Source organism: Mesorhizobium sp. WSM4814 (assembly GCF_055811595.1).
In genome coordinates this window covers 84,663-106,005 of sequence record NZ_JBVVQT010000018.1, presented here as the reverse complement: position 1 = coordinate 106,005, position 21,343 = coordinate 84,663, and the positions used below count along the sequence as shown (strand labels likewise).

Below are 21,343 nucleotides of genomic sequence, written 5' to 3'. Positions count from 1 at the left end.
CTCAAAGGCGGCGCGTGACCTGCATCGGCAGGCCGCCCTGCGGTTGCGTCGTCAGTTTCTGCACCGGCCACGGTTTGGTTTCGGCAGTGGTATCGAAGCGGAAGCGCGACAGCATGATCGCCAGAGCGATGATCGCCTCCTGCATGGCAAAGCTGGCGCCGATGCAGACGCGAGGACCGGCGCCGAACGGCAAATACTGAAAACGGTCGATCTTCTCGCGATTTCCCGGATGGAAACGTTCGGGCATGAAGGCTTCGGGCCTGTCCCACAACTTGCGATGGCGGTGGACGACCCAGGGCATGACCAGCACCGCGGCACGCCTCGGTATGTAGAGGCCGTTCCAGGTTTCGGGCTCGATCGGCTCGCGGTTGATCGACGGCGCCGGCGGATAGAGCCTGAGCGCCTCGTCGAAGGCGGCGCGGGTGAACGGCATGGCGTCGAGCCACTTTGTCGGGTCGGGCTCGCGCGCCAGCACGGCGTCGATCTCGCGCTCGACCTTTTCGCGCTCCCAAGGCGCTTCGGCCAGGCAATAGAGCGTCCAGCCGAGCGCACGCGCCGTGGTCTCGTGACCGGCGCCGATGAAGGTGATGATGTTGTCCTCGACCTCGGCGCGCGTCAGCCCGTCCGGTCCCTCCGCCTTGAGCAAAAGCGTGAGGAAATCCTGCGGCACCTTGTCCGGATCGTGCTTGACCCGCTCTTCGCGCATCTTGACGGTGTCGGTGACGATCTTGCGGAAGTAGGCCATGGTTTTGCGGCCGCGGATGCGGGTCAGGCGCGGCAGCCAGTCTGGCGCCCGCAACAGGTCGAGCGGATCGACGCGGCCCATGGTTTCGAACAGCCGGTCGATCTCCTTGGCGAAGCTGCCCGGCTCACCCGATATCTCACCGGAAAACAGCGTCTCGGCCAGGATGTCAAAGGTAAGCAGCGTCATGTCGTGGGCGATGTCCGACGTGCCGCCGCCCTCGTAGCGGGTGACGAACTCCCGCGTACGCCTCAGCATCGGCTCGGCAAAACCGAAGATGTGGCGCGGCGTGAACACCGGCGCCATCGCCTTGCGTGAACGCCGCCAGACCTCACCCTCGGCGGTCAGCAGGCCGTCGCGCAGGATCGGCCGCAGGATCATCTGGCGAACCGTCGCCATCTTGTAGTTTTTGGCATTGTCGACCAGCACGTGGCGAATGAGGCCGGGATCGTTGGCGATGACCAGCGGCCCGCCGATGCCGGTCACCGAAATCCAAGGCTGGTTGTAGGTCGGCTCGCCCCACAGTTCGAGCGGATTGCGATAGACGATGCGGATCATCTCCAGCGTCGAAGGGGGCGACGTGCGCGGCTTCGGCGCCGGCGGGACAAAGGGGGCGGGCTGACTGTCCATGGCGTGCTCCGCTGGTGACCTCAATGTAGTGGCTGGCAGGGCAAGCGTCCATGTCGCCGGCTGTAACGGGGCATTAGAAAGTGCCTGAGCGTCGGAACAGGTCGGCCCGCATTTGTGCGGCCGCTCTGTTCCAAAACCGGTTCGACTTTTGGGTCCGATGCCGTGCCGGCCAGGCGTGCTCTTCTTCCATTCGGAAATGCTTGCAAACCTTGGAAAAACCGCCTTTTGCACCTATATCTTGAACATCAAGGACGCGCGATTCGGAGCCGATTTTTTGCGCTGGATGTGCGGCATCAATCAGACAGGTTTTCATGAGCGATCAGATCGACAACGCCAACGGCGCTGAGGCCGAGTACGGCGCCGATTCCATCAAGGTTTTGAAGGGCTTGGATGCCGTCCGCAAGCGGCCCGGCATGTATATCGGCGATACCGACGACGGCTCGGGCCTGCACCACATGGTCTATGAGGTCGTCGACAACGCCATCGACGAGGCGCTGGCCGGCCATGCCGACCTCGTCACGGTGACGCTCAATCCCGACGGTTCGGTGACGGTCATCGACAATGGCCGCGGCATTCCGACCGATATCCACACCGGCGAAGGCATTTCGGCGGCCGAAGTGATCATGACGCAGCTGCATGCCGGCGGCAAGTTCGACCAGAACTCCTACAAGGTGTCCGGTGGCCTCCACGGCGTCGGCGTCTCGGTTGTCAACGCACTGTCGGCCTGGCTGAAGCTGAAAATCCGCCGCAACGGCCAAATCTACGAGATGAGCTTCTCGCATGGCAATGCCGACGGACCGCTGAGGATCACCGGCAGCTATGAGCAGCGCAAGGTTGCCGGCACCTATGAGGGGCGCAGCGGCAGCGAGATCACCTTCTTTCCGTCGACCGAGACCTTCACCATGGTCGAGTTCGACTTCGGCACGCTGGAGCACCGGCTGCGCGAACTCGCCTTCCTGAATTCCGGCGTGCGCATCATTTTGACCGATGCCCGCCATGCCGACGTCGTGCGCCATGAGCTGCACTATGATGGCGGGCTCGAGGAGTTCGTCAGATATCTCGACCGCGTCAAGAAGCCGCTGATCGACAAGCCGATTGCTATCAAGGCCGAGCGCGACGGTATCACCGTCGAAGTCGCCATGTGGTGGAACGACAGCTACCACGAGAACGTGCTGGCCTTCACCAACAACATTCCGCAGCGCGACGGCGGAACGCATCTTGCCGGTTTCCGCGGCGCGCTGACGCGCCAGATTACCGGCTATGGCGAATCCACGGGCCTCACCAAAAAGGAGAAGGTGGCGCTGATCGGCGACGATTGCCGCGAAGGACTGACGGCCGTGCTGTCGGTCAAGGTTCCCGACCCGAAATTCTCCTCGCAGACCAAGGACAAGCTGGTCTCGTCCGAAGTCCGTCCGGTGGTGGAAGGGCTCGTCAACGAGGCGCTCGGCACCTGGCTCGAAGAGCACCCGACCGAGGGCAAGGTGGTCATCGAGAAGGTCATCCAGGCGGCAGCGGCGCGCGAAGCCGCGCGCAAGGCGCGCGACATCACCCGCAAGAGCTCGCTCGGCGTCACTTCGCTGCCCGGCAAGCTGGCCGACTGCCAGGAACGCGACCCGGCGAAGTCCGAAATCTTCATCGTCGAGGGCGACAGCGCCGGCGGCTCGGCCAAGGGCGGCCGTTCGCGCCAGAACCAGGCCATTCTTCCGCTGCGCGGCAAGATCCTCAACGTCGAGCGGGCCCGGTTCGACCGTATGCTCGGCTCCGACATGATCGGCACGCTGATCACCGCGCTCGGCACCTCGATCGGCAAGGACGAGTTCAACGCAGACAAATTGCGCTACCACAAGATCATCCTGATGACCGACGCCGACGTCGACGGCGCCCACATCCGCACCTTGCTGCTGACCTTCTTCTTCCGGCAGATGCCGGAGCTGATCGAGCGCGGGCATCTCTACATCGCCCAGCCGCCGCTCTACAAGGTGACCCGCGGCAAGAGCTCGCAATACATCAAGGACGAAAGCGCTTTCGAGGAATTCCTGATCGGCTCAGGGCTGGAAGAGGCGTCGCTTGCGCTCAGCACCGGCGAGGTGCGGGCCGGGCAGGACCTGCGCAGCGCCATCGACGATGCGCTGGCGGTGCGTCAGCTCATCAACGGACTGCACACCCGCTATAACAGGGGCGTGGTCGAGCAGGCGGCGATCGCCGGCGCGCTCAATCCGGACGTCTTCGTCGATCTCGGCCGGGCCAACGCTATGGCCGAGCGTGTCGCCCGGCGCCTCGACATCATTGCCGAGGACACCGAACGCGGCTGGACCGGCCGCATGTCGACCTCAAACGAAGGGGTCGGCGGCTATGTGTTCGAACGCACGGTGCGCAGCGTCAAGGAGTTCGCGCATCTCGATCTGGCGCTGATCAATTCGGCCGACGCCCGCCAACTCGACCGCTATGCGCCGCGCCTCGCAGAAGTCTATGGCGAGCCGCCGGTGCTGCGCCGCAAGGATGTATCCGAAACCATCTCGGGACCGCTGGCGCTGCTCAATGCCGTGTTTGCCACCGGCCGCAAGGGCCTGACCATGCAGCGGTACAAGGGCCTCGGCGAAATGAACGCCGAGCAGCTCTGGGAGACCACGCTCGACCCGAATGTGCGCTCGCTTTTACAAGTCAAGGTCAATGACGCCACCGATGCGGACAGTCTGTTCTCGCGGCTGATGGGCGACGAAGTCGAGCCCAGGCGCGAGTTCATCCAGGAAAACGCGCTGTCGGTCGCCAACCTGGATATTTAAAGCCCAAGCAGCTGCTCAGCTTCGGACACTTAAGGTATTGGTAGGCCCAGGCCCACCAACGATCCCTGCTGCGTCGCAACAAAGGATCATGAGGGCCGGTCGGAACGGAAGAGCATCCAAGGCATTGTAATCGATCACAATCGCCGCAGGAGGCACTCATGGGACGTGGCATTTTGCTCTGGCTTCTCGGAGTCCCGATTCCGATTATTATTCTCATCATGCTTTTCGCACGTTAGGGGGCTGACATGCAGTCAACCCTAACGGCTGTCGACGTTTCCGCACCGACGGAATCCTCTTCTAGCGCTGTCAGCTGGGGGCCAATCGTGGCCGGCGCCTTTGCTGCCTCGACGCTAACATTGATCCTGATGCTGCTCGGCTCCGGGCTCGGGCTGACGATGGTTTCGCCGTGGTCCGGCTTGAGCACCTCAGTCACAACTTTCGCGGCCTCCACGGCTGCGTGGCTGATCATCGTGCAGTGGCTGTCGTCGGCCGTAGGCGGTTATCTTGCCGGGCGCCTACGCACCAAATGGGTCGGCGTCCACACCGATGAGGTCTTTTTCCGCGATACCGCACACGGCTTCCTCGCCTGGGCGCTTGCAACGTTGCTCGTCGCCGGCGTGCTCGGCTCGGCGCTCTCCGCAGCTGTCGGAACCGGCGTCCACGCCGCTTCGACAGTCGCGTCGGGCGCGGCAATGGGCGCTTCGGCAGGTGCTACTGCAAACGCCGGAGACGCCGCGACCGACAACGCAACGTCGTACTTCGTCGATGCGTTGTTCCGCCCGGCCGATGCGGCCAGGCTTGCTGCCGCCAACCCGGAGAGCGATGCGGCGGCGACGGCGCAGGCCTCGCGCATTTTGATCGCGAGCGCAGCAGCAGGCGAAGTGTCAGCCGACGACAAGACCTATCTGTCGCAGTTGGTAGCCGCCCGCACCGGGCTGTCGGAACCCGATGCCAGGGCCCGTGTCGATGCCGTGCTTGCCAGGGTCGAAGAGGCGAAGGTCCAGGCCCAGCAGGCTGCCGATACCGCCAGGAAAGCCGGTGCCACCTTCGCGCTGCTTGGCGCTCTGTCCCTGGTCGTCGGCGCTTTCATCGCAAGCGCCGCGGCAGCACTTGGGGGCAGGCAGCGCGACGACGAGGAGGCGGTCTTCCTGACCGACCGTTGATCGGTGCTTGAGGGGTTCTATCGACGCCGAGACTTTCCCCGGCATCGACCGGTTGTTTTGACGACGTCATGGCCATGAACTGCGCGCTGATTCGCCCAAACGAGCGTGCCCTATCTTCCGGCAGAAGTCGTCGGTGCCGGCTGGCTTGGCTCCAGTTTGCGGCCGAGATCGACGGCGTCACGAAAGCACGCCGATATGCGAGCGGCGGCGTGCCGGCGGCTGCTGTTGCCTCGACGCCGGTCGCCTTCAGCGATCAGTAGAGCCTGTGCGTGAAGATGCGGCCAAAACGAACTGCGCAGCGGAATGTTCTCCACGCCGCTGTTTCCGTAAAGAACTATGCGTGCGGGATCGACTGATGGCTGCTGCTTCAGAAACTCCAAAGCAGCTACAATCGCTTGCTGAGTAGTCAGGCCGCTGAAATCGGCGGGACCGTGCGATGCACGAAACCAGGCTGCGAGACTGCAGCCGCCGTTCAGGTTGGGCTGAGCGTCCCCCGATACGCCACGATCAGGCCGATCAACGGCATCGAAATTTCCACATCGAAGCAGAATTGCCCGTCCCGTTCCGTTTCGAAGCTCGAGCCTTTGGGAAGGAGGAAGCCGGGCATTGGAATACCCAGCAGCGACCATCGTCTCGGAACCAGGGTCAGACGATCGCCGTCCACCACCAGAGCCAACGCGAAGGACGCGATCCCAAACCGTTCCACCAGAAGATGCTGGTCCCTCCCAGTGCCGGCCGACTGAAACGAAGAAAAACACTTGCCGTCGAAACTACGGATCCAGTGTTCAGAGCGGTTCTCGGGCGAAAATGTCACCGTGACCGGCACCCGTGGCGCAGCTTTCGGGAAGCCGACAAGCGCCGCCACGAACGCGGCCGCCGGGCCGCGACCGCGTCGTACCTCCGCGAAGCCCGTCCATTGGCGGGTGGCGGTGCTGCCATGCAAATCCTGAAAGCGCGGAGCAAGTGAGGAGAAGGCGGATCCGAGAATCCCGCAGTACAGGGGCGCAACGATCTCGTGTCCCCGAAACCCGGTGAATATCTTCCGGCTTTGGAACAGCGCCTCATAGTCGGCAAGCTCAAGGGCGCGGACCCCGGACCGTGCTCCGGCCTCCGGACGAGTGCCCGTCAGCAATTTACGGATGATCGCTTCGATGGCCATCGATGGGATGTATGGCCCGTCATCCCCTTCGGCCAAAAGATGCCAGCTCCGTTCGGCGTCCTGCCCATCCGTGGTGCCGTACGCGCTGACGAACATACCGCCGCGATGCTCGCCAAAACGCATTCGGTTGAGCACCGCGTAGAAGAGATGCGAGAAAGGTTCCAGCGACGAGAACCTGAGCCTCGCGCGCGCCTTCGCCAGGAGATTGAGTGTCCGGTGCAAGATTTCCGGGACTGGCCCGGCTCCCATCCAGATATCGGTCATTGAGGGATGCTCGGGCGGGATGACCTGCAAGTCCGGCACGTCCACCAGCGAGAAACGGATGTTCCGGAGCGGCAGCCGGCCCGGCACCGCGATGGTGAAGCGCATGCTTTCAGCCAGACCGACGCCATGCGATTGCACCCCATGTCGTCGCAGCTTCACCGGGGCGCCGGCATAGCCCACCACCGCACGCATGACGTTGAGGCCGATTCCGGCATAGGGCGACGGGGCGATGCCGCCTTTCACAGAGACGATGTCCATCGTCTTCGCCATCTCGCGCAGGACGGCGGCGGTCAGTACAGGAAAGCTGCTGATTCCCGATAGAATGAATATGGCTGCGTCCTTTGCTTGCGCGTCGAACTGAGGCACGCCGAACACAAAGTCGGCGGCGTCGGCAAAGTCGAGATAGTCGCTGCCAGCGTCGATGCAGGCCGAAATCACACGATAGCGATTGGTCCCATAATCTTGGAACGGCCCGGAGGCGTCGACGACGAGATTGGGCCGTTGCGCGCGCAGGCCGGCCACAATTTCTGCGCGATCAAGCGCAAGCGGCCGAACCCGGGCCTGCCCTCTGTAGCGCGCGCAGAACGCCTCGGCGCGAGAGAAGTCGCGGCCGCAGATGATGAGTTCAATCTCCGCTATGTCGGATAGAAGCTCCGCCAGGCGCCCGCCGAAAACGCCGTATCCGCCCAGGATCAGGATTCTCATGCGTGCTGCGCTCTCTTGGCTCACAGAAGTCTGTCTCCATGTTCCGGCGGTATTGGCATGCTCCGGCGCGCCAATCCGCTTTGTGCTTCGGGTCGCTCCAGTTTGCGGCCGAGATCGACGGCGTCACGCATCACGCCGATATGCGAGCGCGGCGGGGTGCCGGCGGCTGCCGCGACCTCGACGCCGGTCGCCTTTAGCGACCAGTAGAGCCTGTGCGTGAAGATGCGGCCAAGCGAACTGCGCAGCTCGATCTGAATGTTCTCCACGCCGGGGCCGAAATTCTCCGCCATCGGGCCGGAGATCGGGTCCCCTGTCAGCCAGCCATTGCCCCTGTCGAAGATGTTGGTCCAGCGCGTCGCGGCAAACACCGCACCGTGATGCACCGCCCGCTGCGGCTTGCCCGAACGGCTGCGCCCTTCCTGATAGAGGACGGTTCCACCGGCCGCCGTCTCGGCGATCGGCGGACATGCCGAGAACAGCCGCTCAGCGATGCCGCGCCTGAATTCGGCGAGATTGTAGGTCACCAGAAATTCGCTGTGGGTCAGCGGACTGCCGAGCGTGACGAAATCGCTGATCTTCCAAGGCAATGGATGATCGGCGTCGCCGGCGCGGAGGTGGCGGTAGAGCTCCCATTGGGCGCGCCGGAATCCGGCAAAATCATCCAATTTGTCTGGCCACGCAGAACCATCTGACTTGAGCGTAGCTTTGTCGACGGCGCGGATCGCTTTCAGTCTCGCCTTGTCGCGGAGGGCTTCCAGCTTTCGTGGCCTGAAATCGGCCCACAATATCTGCAGCAGATCATAGGCAATGATTGACCCCAGGCTGTGCGAGACCAGCACGATGCGGTCGTAGCCGTCGTCCAGCATGAGGCGCCTCAACAGTGTCAGGCCACGGTCGCGGACAAGCGCGCGCTTCTCGACCGTTGCCGCTTCAGCCCGCACATAGGCGGCCACATCACCGAAATAGGGAAGACCGAACCGGTCCACCGACCAGACGACGAACGAGGCCAGGATCGTGACGAGCATGCCCGTGGTCCAGTAAATATGCCCTCGCAAGGTCGAGGTCGCGAGCACGAACGCCGCGCCCAGGACTGCTATGACGGCCAGAAGGGTGACGACATAGAGCCCGCGGGCGTCGCGCGGAATGTCGGCGGGCTTGCGCCAGAGCAAATTCGTCACCCAGGCGGCAAGCCGGCCCCGCGTCGTGCCTTGCGTGATGTCGGCCCAGTAAAGCTCGTAGAAATCAGTGCGGCGGCCATCGACATCATAAGGGGTGGTGATCCGGCGAAGTTCGTGCGAGTTCGTCCGGCTGTCAGGCGTGATCCAGCTCTGGTTGATCTTCTCGCCGCCTGGGTTGGCCGGATCCGCGACTTGGGCATAAAACGGCGCGCGGGCGGGATCATGGCTCCAAACAGCCTGAACAAATTCCCTCAGCGTGCCCATCGGTCGCTGTTCGCCCATGCCATGCACGATGACCACGGCCTGGCTGAGCTTGCGCGGCGCCTTTCCGGGAGCCGGCGGGTTGGCCTTCGCGGGCGAGCCGGTCTTGGTCGGCGAAGCGACAGGCTGGGGGCCAGACACCGGTGCCTCCGTTGGTGACAAATCCCGTCCATCGGAACAGAACTTGCCCATCGTAGTGCCGAATCCAAAGCAAGTGCAAAAAGCGTCGCAAATATCTGTCGCAAATCGCCGACTTTTTGCGCGTGGGTTTTGCGACAGGAATTTGTTGAAGAGTTCAACGCTGGCGATTTTGTCGCGAAACTTAGGACTGTGACTTCCGGCGCCGTTTGTCGCGCCGCCATGAAGCATCGGCAAGCCGACGTTGCCGACAGCCGCCTGATCCGCTACTGCGTCCTCCCGGGCAGCACGTCGTTCAGTCCCGCAAGTCAGGCATAGCGCCTGCTTCACAGCCAGTACGAAAGAGAACACATATGCCTCATAACCCCACCTCCGCCAGCCACGCGGCTTCAAGCGCGCCGCGCATCCGCGACTGGTCGCTGTCCTGGCAGATCGGGGCGATTGTCCTGGGAACCGTATTTCTGGCGCTGGCGTCTTACATCGACGTGCCTATGGTTCCGGTGCCCGTGACCATGCAGACCTTTGCGGTCACCCTGATCGGTGCGGTCTACGGCTGGAGACTCGGCGCGGCCACGATCGTTGCATGGTTGGTCGAAGGCGCGATCGGGTTGCCGGTTTTATCTGGGGGCGCTGCCGGTGCGCATCACTTTGTCGGCCCGACCGCCGGATACCTCTTTGCCTTCCCCGTGGTCGGCGCGCTCACCGGATGGCTGGCGGAGCGCGGCTGGAACGGCAACCGCCCCTGGCTGGCGTTCGTCTCCATGCTCCTGGGAAACGCGCTTTGCCTCGTGCTGGGCGCAGCATGGCTTTCCATCGCCATTGGCATCGAACAGGCAATTGTCCACGGCGTCACGCCTTTCCTGATCGGCGGGGCGCTCAAGTCGGCATTGGCCGCGATGACGCTCAAGCTCATGACACGCGCGCAAAAATGACCGTTCGGCTGCGGCCGCACCATCTCCTTTGCCTGCTGACTTACGCAGGCAGGGGTTACAGCGCTGCGTTCGTCGCCAATTTCGACGCGATCGCGGCTCGGCTCTCCGCAGGCGAACACATGCTGATCGTCTTCGGGCCTGACGATATTTGCGCGCCCCTGCTCGGTGAGGCGGAGCCGCACTGCCTTCGCGACAGCGTGACGGAGCGCGACCGTCAGGCGGCGGCCAGTGTTGGTACGCTTCTGGGGTACTCGATTGCCGAGGACATGGAACTTCAGCTCCATCCCTCGCTTCTGCGAACTATGCGCGATGCGTTCTCTTCGGGCCGCACCCGGGGTGCTTGCGGCGGGTGCGAGTGGTTTGACCTTTGCAGTTCAATCGCCGCTTCAGACTATGGAACGGTGGCACTCCGGTGAAGGCAACGCTCGCAGTGGGACGATTGTCGGGGTCGCCAACCCGGATCAGTGATCCATCGCCTTGACGATTTCTTCGGTCATCTTCTTGGCGTCGCCGAGCAGCATCATGGTGCCGTCCTTGTAGAACAGCGTGTTGTCGATGCCGGCATAGCCGGAGCCGAGCGAGCGCTTGACGAACAGACAGGTGCGAGCCTTGTCGACATCGAGGATCGGCATGCCGTAGATCGGCGACGATTTGTCGTCGCGGGCGGACGGGTTGGTGACGTCGTTGGCGCCGATGACATAGGCGACGTCGGCCTGCGCGAATTCGGAGTTGATGTCCTCGAGCTCGAACACTTCGTCGTAAGGCACGTTGGCTTCGGCCAGGAGCACGTTCATGTGGCCGGGCATGCGGCCGGCGACCGGATGAATGGCGTACTTCACGTCGACGCCATTGGCCTTGAGCTTGTCGGCCATCTCACGCAGCGCGTGCTGCGCTTGGGCGACCGCCATGCCGTAACCAGGCACGATGACGACCTTCTGCGCGTTCATCATCAGATAGGCGGCATCGTCGGCCGAACCCTGCTTGACCGTGCGCTCGATGCCGTCGTCGGCAGTGGCGGACGTCTCGCCGCCGAAGCCGCCGAGGATGACCGAGATGAACGACCGGTTCATGCCCTTGCACATGATGTAGGACAGGATCGCGCCGGACGAGCCGACCAGCGCGCCGGTGATGATCAGCGCCAGATTGCCGAGCGTGAAGCCGAGTGCCGCAGCCGCCCAGCCTGAATAGGAATTCAGCATCGAGACGACCACCGGCATGTCGGCGCCGCCGATCGGGATGATGAGCAGGACGCCAAGGACAAGCGATGCCGCCACGATCAGCCAGAACACCAGCTTGGACTCGGTGGTGACGAGCAGCACGATCAGCACGACCAGCCCGATGCCGAGGGCGGCGTTGATGAAGTGGCGGCCGCCGATCATGATCGGCTTGCCCGACATGCGGCCGTCGAGCTTGAGGAAAGCGATGACCGAGCCGGTGAAGGTGATGGCGCCGATGGCGACGCCGATGCTCATCTCGATCAGCGCCTGGGCGTGGATGTCGGCGACCGTGCCGATGTCAAAACTTTCCGGCGCATAGACGGCGGCAGCCGCCACCATGACGGCGGCAAGCCCAACCAGCGAATGGAAGGCGGCGACCAGCTGCGGCATCGAGGTCATGGCGATGCGCCGTGCAGTGACCGCGCCGACCGAGCCGCCGATCAAAAGACCGAGCACGATGAGGCCGAAGCCTCCGGCCGAAGGGGTCGCCAGCGCCAGCGTGGTGACAATGGCGATGCCCATGCCGATCATGCCGTACATGTTGCCCTGGCGGCTGGTGGTCGGGTGCGACAGGCCGCGCAATGCCAGGATGAACAGGATGCCGGAGACCAGATAGAGGAAGGAGGCGAAGTTGGCGTTCATGGCGCTCTACTTGTCCTTCTTCTTGTACATCGCCAGCATGCGCTGGGTGACGAGAAAGCCGCCGAAGATATTGACCGAGACCAGCATCAGCGCAACGAAACCGAAGCCGGTGGCGATGCCGGACGCCGAGATGCCGACGGCAAGCAGCGCGCCGACGACGATGACCGAGGAAATGGCGTTGGTGACGGCCATCAGCGGCGTGTGCAGCGCCGGCGTGACCGACCAGACGACGTAATAGCCGACAAAGATCGCCAGCACGAAAATGGCGAAGCGGAAGACGAACGGATCGATCGCCCCGCCGGACAGCGCGTGCGCGGCGTCGCCCGCCGCATCGGTGCCGCCTGGAGCTGTGGCCAGATCCTGCACAGCGAGCCGGACGGCGGCGGTAGCCTGGTCGAGCTGGTCGAGGGCTTTCTGCAAGGTCTGGTCCATCACGCGATCCCTTTCGACTTATTAGCGGGCGATTTGGGTGCGGCAGCTTTCCTGGATGCGGCAGCTTTCTTTGGCAGGGCTGGATTTTTTGCAGCGGCGGGCTTCGCAGGCTCGGCCGAGGCGATCATCACCGCCGGCTTGCCGGCGAAGGCCGGATGCACGACCTGGCCGCCATCGGTCAGCATCGTCGCCTTGGCCAATTCGTCGTCGCGGTTGATGGCAAGCGTCTTGGTGGTCTTGTCGACCAGCGTCTCGAGGAACGCAAAGAGGTTCCTGGCATAGAGCAGCGAGGCGGAGGCAGCGACGCGGCCCGGCACGTTGAGATGGCCGACGATTTTCACGCCGTTGGCCGTGGTCACCACCTGCCCGGGCACGGCGCCCTCGACATTGCCGCCGCGCTCGACCGCCAGGTCGACGATCACCGAGCCCGGCTTCATCGAGGCGACCATCGCGGCCGAAACCAGCTTCGGCGCCGGACGGCCCGGGATCAGCGCCGTGGTGATGACGATGTCTTGCTTGGCGATGTGCTCGGCAGTCAGCGCGGCCTGCTTGGCCTGGTATTCCCTGGACATTTCCTTGGCGTAGCCGCCAGCCGTCTCGGCCGCCTTGAACTCCTCATCCTCGACCGCCAGGAACTTTGCCCCCAGAGAGGCGACCTGTTCCTTGGCGGCGGGACGCACGTCGGTGGCGGTGACAACGGCACCGAGACGACGCGCAGTAGCGATCGCCTGCAGGCCGGCGACGCCGACGCCCATGACGAAAGCTTTCGCCGCCGGCACCGTGCCCGCCGCCGTCATCATCATCGGCAGCGCCCGGTCATATTCGGCAGCCGCGTCGATCACCGCCTGATAGCCGGCGAGGTTGGCCTGGCTGGACAGGACATCCATCGATTGGGCGCGCGTGATGCGCGGCATGAACTCCATCGAGAAGGCGGTGACGCCGGCCCTTGCCAGAGCATCGACGGCAGCATCGTTGCCATAGGGATCGATGATGGCGATGACGGCACTGCCCGGGCGATAGGCCTTCAGCTCCGCCTCATCAGGCCGGCGCACCTTCAGCACCACATCGGCCTTGGCGACATCGCCGGCCTTACCGATCGCAGCGCCGGCCTTGGCGAACTCCTCGTCGGGAATGCGCGATGCCGTGCCGGCGCCGCTTTCGACGATGACGTCAAACCCCAGCCCCGCCAGCCGCTTCACCGTGTCGGGCGAGGCAGCAACGCGCGGCTCGTTCGCATCGAGCTCACGAGGGATGAAAACCGTCTGTCCCACCGCATGATCCTTTCGGCTGGAACCTGTCTGCGCAGGACGCCGACCGAACTTCCGGCGATGTCGCGGGCAAGGGGGTTTTGAAGAATTTACCGGAGAATGAAAGCGCCGACGGCGAGGATCAGAACGAACAGGACAAAGCCCGAGAAGAAGCCGCCCGCAAAGAAGCCGAAAGCCATTGCCAGAAGCACGGCGGCGCAAAACAGCGACCCGTATTTGGCGAGCATGATAAAGCCGGCATAGGTGCGGTCGTGCTCGGCATAGTCCATCTTCGCGCCTAGTTCGACAGGACCGGTCGGCGAGTGATCAGCCATAGGAATACCCCTTCGAAGACATCTTTCAGGCACATAGCGAAAAGCCAGGCCGAGGGCAATGGCGCTATTGCCGCATCGCCGGAGACAACAGCCTCAAAGAAAATTGGAGCCGCCAGATGCAGGATGTCGTTTCGGAGGCGCTCGCGGCTGCCGCCCTCGCGCTTGCTTTCCAGCTAACGCGCCGCGCCTGCCGACATTTTCAGCCGGCGAGTTGCGGAAACAGCCCAAGCAGGCCGACGACGATCAGGTAGAGCGCGACGATGTAGTTGAGGAGTCGCGGCATCACCAGGATCAGCACGCCGGCAATCAGCGAGATCAACGGAGTGAGCGCGAGCGTGGGAATGGTCATGTCGGGTTCCTTTCGGTAGAATTTCCGCCGAAGCGATGCAGATTGACATCGTCCGCGCACCACCGGCGCGCCTCCCAGAACGCCGAAGCGGCCTGAAAGCTCCAGCCGCGCTCTCAATTTGCCAATTGTCAGGCGGCTTCGCGGTAGTATTTGGCGGTCGGCAGAATGGTCAGCGGCGCGAGTTCACCGGCACTGGGTGTCTCAAACAGCATGCGCTGCTCCATCGGCGTCGACCGAAAGAATGGGAAACGCTGGAGTACCCGCTCCAAATTGATCTCGTAGTTCGCGTCATAGAGCACCACGGGAACGGTGAATGGAGGATAGTCTCTCGGTTGCCCCACTTGCACGGCACCGAAAGTCCGCTGGTAGAAAGCCGTGTGTTCCTTGCGGATCACGCCGAGACAGGCCGTCACCTGGAAGTGGACGCTGGCAATTAGTGCTAGCCGCAACGTAACGTAAGGCAGGGCACGATGCATCGATATGAAGTCCGGGTCGGCTGCCAAGAGCGTCGGATTGACGAAGGATTCGCCGCGAAGCAGCCGCGGATGAAGCAGATCGCCAAATCTGGTCATTGCGGGCGCGTAAGGTTCGCTCGGTGTCAGATGATGAAGACGGAGCGTACACACGAGGGAATTGTCGACGAAGACACCAAAGCGATAACAGTTCGGCGTGTCGTCGAGCACATCCATCATCATCTGGTCGCTGGATTCAGGCAGAAAGCCGTTCAGCCGGTAAGCCTTGTAGCGAAGCCGGTAAATCGCCTCCATGTCTTCACCGCTTTCGCAGCGCCTGTATTCCACGCGCTCAAGAAGGGTCGAAACATTGCGCGAGAAGGAAGACATCCCGCTGAGGTCGGTCGGTCGGTCATCCACATGAACAACCCCATCGGATACCGCCACAATACAATTCCCTTCTGCCATCTTCCCTGAAAACCTATCGTGTGCGGTCGTGGCATAAAAGATGGAAATCCAATCGAAGTCGTTTACCTAATATTAACCTTAACTTGCCGCCGCGGCACGTCTGGTCAAGTTGGTCGAAAATGAAGCGCGGAAATCAGCTAAGCGCACGTTTGCCCGCCGGCTTTTTATCGATGGCGAATGGCCAGACCGTGGTAGCCATCGTTCCGATGCCGGACGCTGTCAGCGCTGAACCAAACAAAAAGCCCTGGACCATATCCGGTTTGATAGAATGCGTCAGAATGTTGAGCTGCTCGTATGTCTCAACGCCCTCGATAGTCACGTTGAGACCGAGAACTCTGATGAGTTCGACCACGCCCTTCAACAGCGCGAGCGAACTCGGGTTGTGGGTGACGTCCATCAGGAACGAGCGGTCAATCTTGACCTTGTCGAGCGGCAGCTTGTGGAGATAGCTCAAGCTCGAATAGCCCGTGCCGAAGTCGTCTAGCGCAATGCGCACGCCAAGCCGTTTCAACTCCTCGATATACTGACGCGTCAGCGATTTGTCGTCGAGAAGCGCGGTCTCGGTGACCTCGATTTCCAAGCGGCCAGCGGCGAGGCCGGAGTTGGCGAGCGCATCACGGACTTTCTGGACGATGCCACTGCTGCGGAAATCCTTGGCCGAAAGGTTGACCGAGACGCTGGTCGGGTCGGGCCATTTGACGCATTCGGCACATGCCGCCTGCAGGACAAATGTGCTGATCTCGGAAATGATGCCCATTTCTTCGGCCAGCGGAATGAAGATGCTGGGCGAGATCGGTCCGAGATCGGGGTGATCCCAACGACACAGCGCCTCGCAACTGGCGATCCGCATCGTGCTCATCGCGACGATCGGCTGATAGACCACCCGCAGCGCCTTGCTTTCCACTGCGGTGCGCAGATCCGCCTTCATCAGCTGACGATCGCGAAATGCCGCATCCATCGAGGCCTGGAACAACCGCCAAGTGTTCTTGCCGAGTTCCTTGGCCTTGTAGAGCGCGAGGTCCGCCTTGACGATCATGGCGTCGACATCGGTGTCCCTGACCCGCGAAAGCACCGCGCCACCGCTGGCCTGGATGCGCAGCCCATGGCCGGCGACGTCGACCTCGCCCTGCAGTTCATCGAAAATCCCGTCGATTTGGCTGGTCAGGTGGCTCTCATCCTCAACGCGATCGAAAAAGATCATGAACTCGTCGCCGCCGAAACGGCTGACGGTGACGCCTGGTCCTGCGATCGCTGCCAGCCGCTCCGCGACGGCGTAGATCAATCCGTCGCCGACCGGGTGGCCAAGCGTGTCGTTGACGTTCTTGAAGTCGTCGAGGTCGAGCACGGCGAGCCCGCAGAGACGCTCGAGATCGCCGGATGCCATCGCCTCTCCGATCAACTCGTGGAAATAGGCGCGGTTGGGCAGGCCGGTGAGGCTGTCGTAGCGCGCCATGAAGCGGATCTTGCTTTCTGCCTCGACGCGGGCCGTCACATCCTCGAAGGTGATGACGCCCAGTTCCTGGCTGCCCTCACGCGCCGAGAACTCATAGTGCTGCCCATTCGCGAGCGAGACGAGAACCTTGCGGTCGCGGCCCTCGCGCAGGGCGCGCGTGAGCTGGGCCTCGATGTAGCGGCAGTCCTTCGGCGCCAGCATGCCGCCGGCAACGCCGCGCATCAGCAGGCCGTGGATCGATCGCCCGAGCAGCGCGTCTGGCGACTTGAGCGACATCAAATGCGCGGCTTCGGCATTGGCCACCACCACCCGGCCATCAGGGCCGAGCATGACAAGCCCGTGCGACATGGTGTTCAGCGCCCGATTGAAGCGCTGGGCGAGGCGGTTCGCCTTCTTCTCTTCGCTGATTGCTGTAAACAGCACCTTTCGCACAAGATGCGCCATCTTGTTGATGGTGAACATGAAGGGGATGACGAAGAGGCCCAAAATTACATTGTACACGTCGCCCTTCAGCATCAGGCCGACCGCAATCGGCGCGACCACGGACACGGACAGGATGGCGACCATCTTTCGGGAGCCGAAATTGCGGCCGGCGATGGTGATGGTGCTTGCCAACACCAGCGACACCGCTGCAATCTCGCCAAACAGGTCCGGAACCACGTAGAGGCATACGAACGCGAAAAGTCCGACCGCGGACCCATGAATCGTCCCGGCAACAATGTAGTAGCGTTCCCAGGCAAGCGCGGATTCGTAGGTGACGATGGTGTCGGGACTGACCCTCCGGATCGCAAGATAACGGCCGATACTGGCGGCAACCATCAGGATGGCGAGAGCGAGATAGATTGCCGCAGACGTTTTCCAATACACGAGCAGGGCCATAGCGCCTTGCGTGAAGGCGCCAACGAGCAAGATGCCCGCGTCGCGAAACAGCGAGCGAACGAAGCCAACGTATACGTCCTCGGATATGTCGTCGGGTCGATCTATGTTCATGACCTTGCGGTGTCGCGCGAACCGCAGTCATGTCATAACCGCATTAAGAAAGGTTTAGAGGGGCCATCTCGGGGCCCGCGTCAAGCCTGTTGAGTTTCTTCAGATAAGGCATTCACTCGGCGGCCTGGAGTTCCGGCCGAGCCGCTGTCTTCGCCAGGCGATCGAGCAGCCTCAGGCGCTCGCCAGCGGCCTTTTCGGCGCTGGCCCGCCTGACGTGACCATAGCCGCGAATGAGTGCCGGCACCGAGGCAAGCGCTGCCGCGGCCTCGACCTTGCCTGGCGCCAGCGCGCCGGCGACAAGCTCCAGGTCGGCCTCGTACTGCGCAAGAAGCTGCCGTTCCATACGCCTTTCGAAGCTGTAGCCGAACACATCAAAGACCGTGCCGCGCAAGCCTTTCATCGCTGCCAGCAGGCGGAACCCCTTCATCATCCAGGGACCGAAGCTCGACTTCCTCGGCTTGCCGTCCTTGCCGCGCCTGGCCCCGATCGGCGGGGCGAGATGGAATTCGAGTTTGTCGTAGCTCTGGAACTGCTTGCCCAGTTCAGCGGCAAAGGAGCCATCGGTGTAGAGCCTTGCCACCTCGTATTCGTCCTTGATCGCCATCAGCTTGAACAGGTTCCTCGCGGCGGCCTCGGTCACATCAGTCGAACCGGGCGCCACGCTGGCTTCGGCCTTGCGCAGCACGGCCACTCTGTCGGCATAGCGCTTGCCATAGGCGACGTTCTGATAGGCGGTGAGGAAGGCGACGCGGCGGGTGATGACGTCATCGAGCGTTTCGGCGACAGCAGTGTTCTGTGCAGCCGCGCCCGGCTGGACGACGAGGGTGCGCACGAAATCCGGCTGGTGGGCAGCGCGGCGGCCCCAGCGGAAGGCTGAGACGTTCATCGCCACCGACTGGCCGTTGAGCTCGATCGCCTTTTCGACTGCCTCGGCAGACAGCGGCAAGCCGCCGTGCTGAAAGGCGAAGCCGAGCATGAACATGTTGGCGCCGAGCGAGCTGCCGAACAGCGCGGTGGCGGTGCGGGTGGCATCAAAAAAATGCGCCTTGTCGTCGCCGGCGGCAGTGCGGATCGCCTTTTTCAGCCGCTCAACCGGCAGCGAGAAATCGGCCGACCGGGTAAACTCGCCGGGCATGATCTCCGCGGTGTTGGCGAGGAAGATCGTGTGGCCTTCGCGCACCGCGGCGAGCACCTTTTGGGCGCCCGACACGACGAGGTCGCAGCCAAGCACAAGGTCTGCCTTGCCGGCCGAAACGCGGATGGCATGGATATCGCCTGGGCTGCGCGCGATGCGGACATGGGTGAACACCGAGCCGCCCTTCTGGGCAAGGCCGGCCATGTCGATCATGCCGCAGCCTTTGTCTTCGAGATGAGCCGCCATGCCAAGCACCGCGCCGATGGTGACGACGCCGGTGCCGCCGACGCCGTCGATGATCGCCGCCCAGCCTTGGTCACCGAGAGGGAATTCCGCGGGTGTGGGAACGCCGTCGAGCGGATCGGTGGTGCCGGCCATACCCTCGGCCTTCCTGATCTTGGCGCCATGCACGGTGACGAAGGACGGACAGAAGCCGTTGATGCAGGAGAAATCCTTGTTGCAGCTCGACTGATCGATCTTGCGCTTGCGGCCGAATTCGGTCTCGACCGGCTGGATCGACACACAATTCGACTGCACCCCACAATCGCCGCAGCCTTCGCAGACCAGTTCGTTGATGAAGACGCGCTTGTCGGGATCGGGGAAGGTGCCGCGCTTGCGGCGGCGGCGCTTTTCGGCGGCGCAGGTCTGGTCGTAGATCAGCACGGATGTGCCTCTGACCGCGCGCAATTCGCGCTGCACGAGGTCGAGGTCGTCGCGGTGATGGATGGTGGCGCCGGCGGGGAATTCGACCTTGCCGGTATATTTGGCCGGCTCGTCGGTGACGATGGCGATCCGCCCGACGCCCTCGGCCCGCACCTGCCTGGCAATCATGTCCACGGTCAGGCCACCCTCGTGCGGCTGGCCGCCGGTCATGGCGACGGCGTCGTTGTAGAGGATCTTGTAGGTGATGTTGGCGTCGGTCGACAGCGCGAAGCGGATCGCCAGCGCGCCGGAGTGGTTGTAGGTGCCGTCGCCGAGATTCTGGAAGATGTGGTCGCGCTTCGAGAACGGCGCCTGGCCGACCCATTGCGCACCCTCACCGCCCATGGCGGTGAAACCTACGGTGTCGCGATCCATCCACAGCGCCATGAAATGGCAGCCGATGCCAGCGGCGGCGAGCGAGCCGTCGGGCACCTTGGTCGAGGAATTGTGCGGGCAGCCGGAGCAGAAGAAGGGCGTGCGCGAGGCGATGTCTGTTGTCTCGGCGAGCATCGCCTGGAACTGGCGAAGTCTCGCCACCCGCGCGGCGATCTCGTCCGACGGACCGATCGTCCGCAAGATTCTCTCGCCGAGCGCGATGGCGATGTCGTTGGGATCGAGCGCGCCCTTGGCAGGGAACAGCCCGTCGCCGCGCTCGTCCTTCTTGCCGACGATGATCGGCAGCATGGCCGTGCCGTAAAGGTTCTCGCGCAGTTGCACCTCGATCAGCGAGCGTTTCTCCTCGACGACGACGATGGTGTCGAGTCCGCGAGCGAAGTCGGCGATGTGCTGCAGGTCGAGCGGCCACGGGCAGCCAACCTTGAACAGTCTGATGCCGATGCGGTTGGCGGCGGCCTCATCGACACCGATGTCTTCCAGCGCCTGGCGTACGTCGAGATAGCTCTTACCGACGGTGACGATGCCAAGCTTCGGGCCACTGCCGCCGGAATAGACAATCCGGTTCAGCCTGTTGGCGTGGATAAAGGCTGAAGCAGCGGCGCGCTTGTATTCATGCAGTCGCTCCTCCTGGCCGAGCATGTCGATCTCGTTGCGGATGTTGAGGCCGCCGGGCGGCATCTCGAAGTCCGGGACGACGATATCAAGCCGTTCGAGCGCGGCATCGACCGAAGCCGTCGATTCGATGTTGTCCTTGACGCATTTGATCGCCGCCCAGGTGCCGGCGAAGCGCGACATGGCAATGCCATAGAGCCCATAGTCGATGATCTCCTGGACCCCGGCCGGATTGAGGATCGGCACCATGGTGTCGACAAACAGGAACTCGGTCGCGTGCGCGTTGGTCGAGGATTCGGCCATGTGGTCGTCGCCCATCAGGGCGAGCACGCCGCCATGTCTTGACGAGCCGGCAAGATTGGCATGGCGGAAGACGTCGCCGGAGCGGTCGACGCCCGGTCCCTTGCCGTACCAGACCGAAAAGACGCCGTCATGCGTCCCCTCGCCCAGCAATTCGGCCTGCTGCGATCCCCAGCAGGCGGTGGCCGCGAGTTCCTCGTTGAGGCCGGGCTGGAAGACGATGTCCGACTGGGCGAGCTGCTTCCTGGCCTTCCAAAGCTGCATGTCGAGGCCGCCGAGCGGCGAGCCGCGATAGCCGGAGACGAAGCCAGCGGTGTTCAGGCCAGCCTGGCGGTCGCGCTCGCGCTGCATCAAAAGCATGCGGATGACCGCCTGCGCGCCGGAAAGGAAGATGCGCTCCTTTCTCAGGTCGAACTTGTCGTCGAGCGCGACATCATGCAGCGTCATCAGGCATTTCCTCTGCGGAGGCCGCAGTTCGAGCGCAGCCAACGTCGGAGTTGGAGGCTGCAGTGTTTCTCCCCTTGCCGGGCAGGTCAAACAAAATCGAAGATGCCAGGCGAAGCGCAACAAACGATCCGGTCCACGCCCGATGCTGTAAGAAACGCTCACCAATTGGTCCGTCAGCGCCAAGAAAATTCCGGCCGCGACCGATACCGGC

Annotated in this window: 15 protein-coding genes and 1 pseudogene; 4 read left to right on the top strand and 12 right to left on the bottom strand. The window is 63.1% G+C overall.

The annotated features are described in order from the left end of the window. Window position 1: 1 nt before the first annotated feature. Window positions 2-1,372 (bottom strand): cytochrome P450, encoded by a 1,371-nt coding sequence (locus AC0L2V_RS23720; RefSeq protein ID WP_473521357.1) that lies wholly within the window; start codon window positions 1,370-1,372, stop codon window positions 2-4. A gap of 311 nt (window positions 1,373-1,683) precedes the next feature. On the opposite strand from AC0L2V_RS23720, the gene gyrB reads away from it, so the two are divergent. After that, window positions 1,684-4,155, top strand: a complete 2,472-nt coding sequence (gene gyrB, locus AC0L2V_RS23715; protein WP_236377887.1) for a DNA topoisomerase (ATP-hydrolyzing) subunit B — start codon at window positions 1,684-1,686, stop codon at window positions 4,153-4,155. A gap of 245 nt (window positions 4,156-4,400) precedes the next feature. After that, window positions 4,401-5,318, top strand: a complete 918-nt coding sequence (locus AC0L2V_RS23710) for a hypothetical protein (protein ID WP_473521356.1) — start codon at window positions 4,401-4,403, stop codon at window positions 5,316-5,318. 317 nt (window positions 5,319-5,635) lie between these two features. Here the strand turns inward: AC0L2V_RS23710 and AC0L2V_RS23705 are convergent. The 3 genes and pseudogenes from AC0L2V_RS23705 to AC0L2V_RS23695 all read right to left on the bottom strand — a co-directional run. Next, window positions 5,636-5,790, bottom strand: a pseudogene (locus AC0L2V_RS23705) (S9 family peptidase); the annotation flags it as partial. Continuing rightward, window positions 5,791-7,446, bottom strand: a complete 1,656-nt coding sequence (locus tag AC0L2V_RS23700; RefSeq protein WP_473521355.1) for an SDR family oxidoreductase — start codon at window positions 7,444-7,446, stop codon at window positions 5,791-5,793. A gap of 20 nt (window positions 7,447-7,466) precedes the next feature. Further along, window positions 7,467-9,026 carry a hypothetical protein gene (locus AC0L2V_RS23695; protein WP_473521354.1) on the bottom strand — a complete coding sequence of 520 codons (1,560 nt, stop codon included), beginning with the start codon at window positions 9,024-9,026 and terminating at the stop codon, window positions 7,467-7,469. Window positions 9,027-9,376: 350 nt separating this feature from the next. Here AC0L2V_RS23695 and AC0L2V_RS23690 point away from each other — a divergent pair, with 350 nt between their 5' ends. After that, window positions 9,377-9,955 (top strand): biotin transporter BioY, encoded by a 579-nt coding sequence (locus AC0L2V_RS23690; RefSeq protein ID WP_287239064.1) that lies wholly within the window; start codon window positions 9,377-9,379, stop codon window positions 9,953-9,955. Continuing rightward, the gene (locus AC0L2V_RS23685; protein WP_473521353.1) at window positions 9,952-10,371 is read left to right on the top strand and encodes a DUF1284 domain-containing protein; all 420 of its coding nucleotides are present in this window, start codon (window positions 9,952-9,954) and stop codon (window positions 10,369-10,371) included. The genes AC0L2V_RS23690 and AC0L2V_RS23685 overlap by 4 nt, the downstream gene beginning before the upstream one ends. A gap of 45 nt (window positions 10,372-10,416) precedes the next feature. Here the strand turns inward: AC0L2V_RS23685 and AC0L2V_RS23680 are convergent, their stop codons facing one another. The 8 genes from AC0L2V_RS23680 to AC0L2V_RS23645 form a co-directional block, all read right to left on the bottom strand. Beyond that, on the bottom strand, window positions 10,417-11,814 hold the full coding sequence (locus tag AC0L2V_RS23680) for an NAD(P)(+) transhydrogenase (Re/Si-specific) subunit beta (protein WP_473521352.1): 1,398 nt from the start codon (window positions 11,812-11,814) through the stop codon (window positions 10,417-10,419). A 6-nt stretch (window positions 11,815-11,820) separates the two neighbouring features. Beyond that, window positions 11,821-12,246 (bottom strand): NAD(P) transhydrogenase subunit alpha part 2, encoded by a 426-nt coding sequence (locus AC0L2V_RS23675; protein WP_029347614.1) that lies wholly within the window; start codon window positions 12,244-12,246, stop codon window positions 11,821-11,823. After that, a complete protein-coding gene (locus AC0L2V_RS23670) occupies window positions 12,246-13,517 on the bottom strand; it encodes a Re/Si-specific NAD(P)(+) transhydrogenase subunit alpha (RefSeq protein ID WP_287363622.1) in 1,272 nt (423 codons plus the stop codon). Before AC0L2V_RS23670 ends, AC0L2V_RS23675 begins: the two co-directional genes overlap by 1 nt. Before the next feature lie 86 nt (window positions 13,518-13,603). Beyond that, window positions 13,604-13,828 (bottom strand): aa3-type cytochrome c oxidase subunit IV, encoded by a 225-nt coding sequence (locus AC0L2V_RS23665; RefSeq protein ID WP_023796798.1) that lies wholly within the window; start codon window positions 13,826-13,828, stop codon window positions 13,604-13,606. Between the two features lie 199 nt (window positions 13,829-14,027). Further along, window positions 14,028-14,177: a DUF3096 domain-containing protein gene (locus AC0L2V_RS23660; RefSeq protein ID WP_023796799.1), complete on the bottom strand. Its 150-nt coding sequence runs from the start codon at window positions 14,175-14,177 to the stop codon at window positions 14,028-14,030. Between the two features lie 128 nt (window positions 14,178-14,305). After that, on the bottom strand, window positions 14,306-15,076 hold the full coding sequence (locus AC0L2V_RS23655) for an N-acyl amino acid synthase FeeM domain-containing protein (RefSeq protein WP_236473769.1): 771 nt from the start codon (window positions 15,074-15,076) through the stop codon (window positions 14,306-14,308). Between the two features lie 154 nt (window positions 15,077-15,230). Further along, the gene (locus AC0L2V_RS23650; RefSeq protein ID WP_473521351.1) at window positions 15,231-17,540 is read right to left on the bottom strand and encodes a putative bifunctional diguanylate cyclase/phosphodiesterase; all 2,310 of its coding nucleotides are present in this window, start codon (window positions 17,538-17,540) and stop codon (window positions 15,231-15,233) included. A 112-nt stretch (window positions 17,541-17,652) separates the two neighbouring features. Beyond that, window positions 17,653-21,132: an indolepyruvate ferredoxin oxidoreductase family protein gene (locus tag AC0L2V_RS23645; protein ID WP_473521350.1), complete on the bottom strand. Its 3,480-nt coding sequence runs from the start codon at window positions 21,130-21,132 to the stop codon at window positions 17,653-17,655. Window positions 21,133-21,343 lie beyond the last annotated feature (211 nt).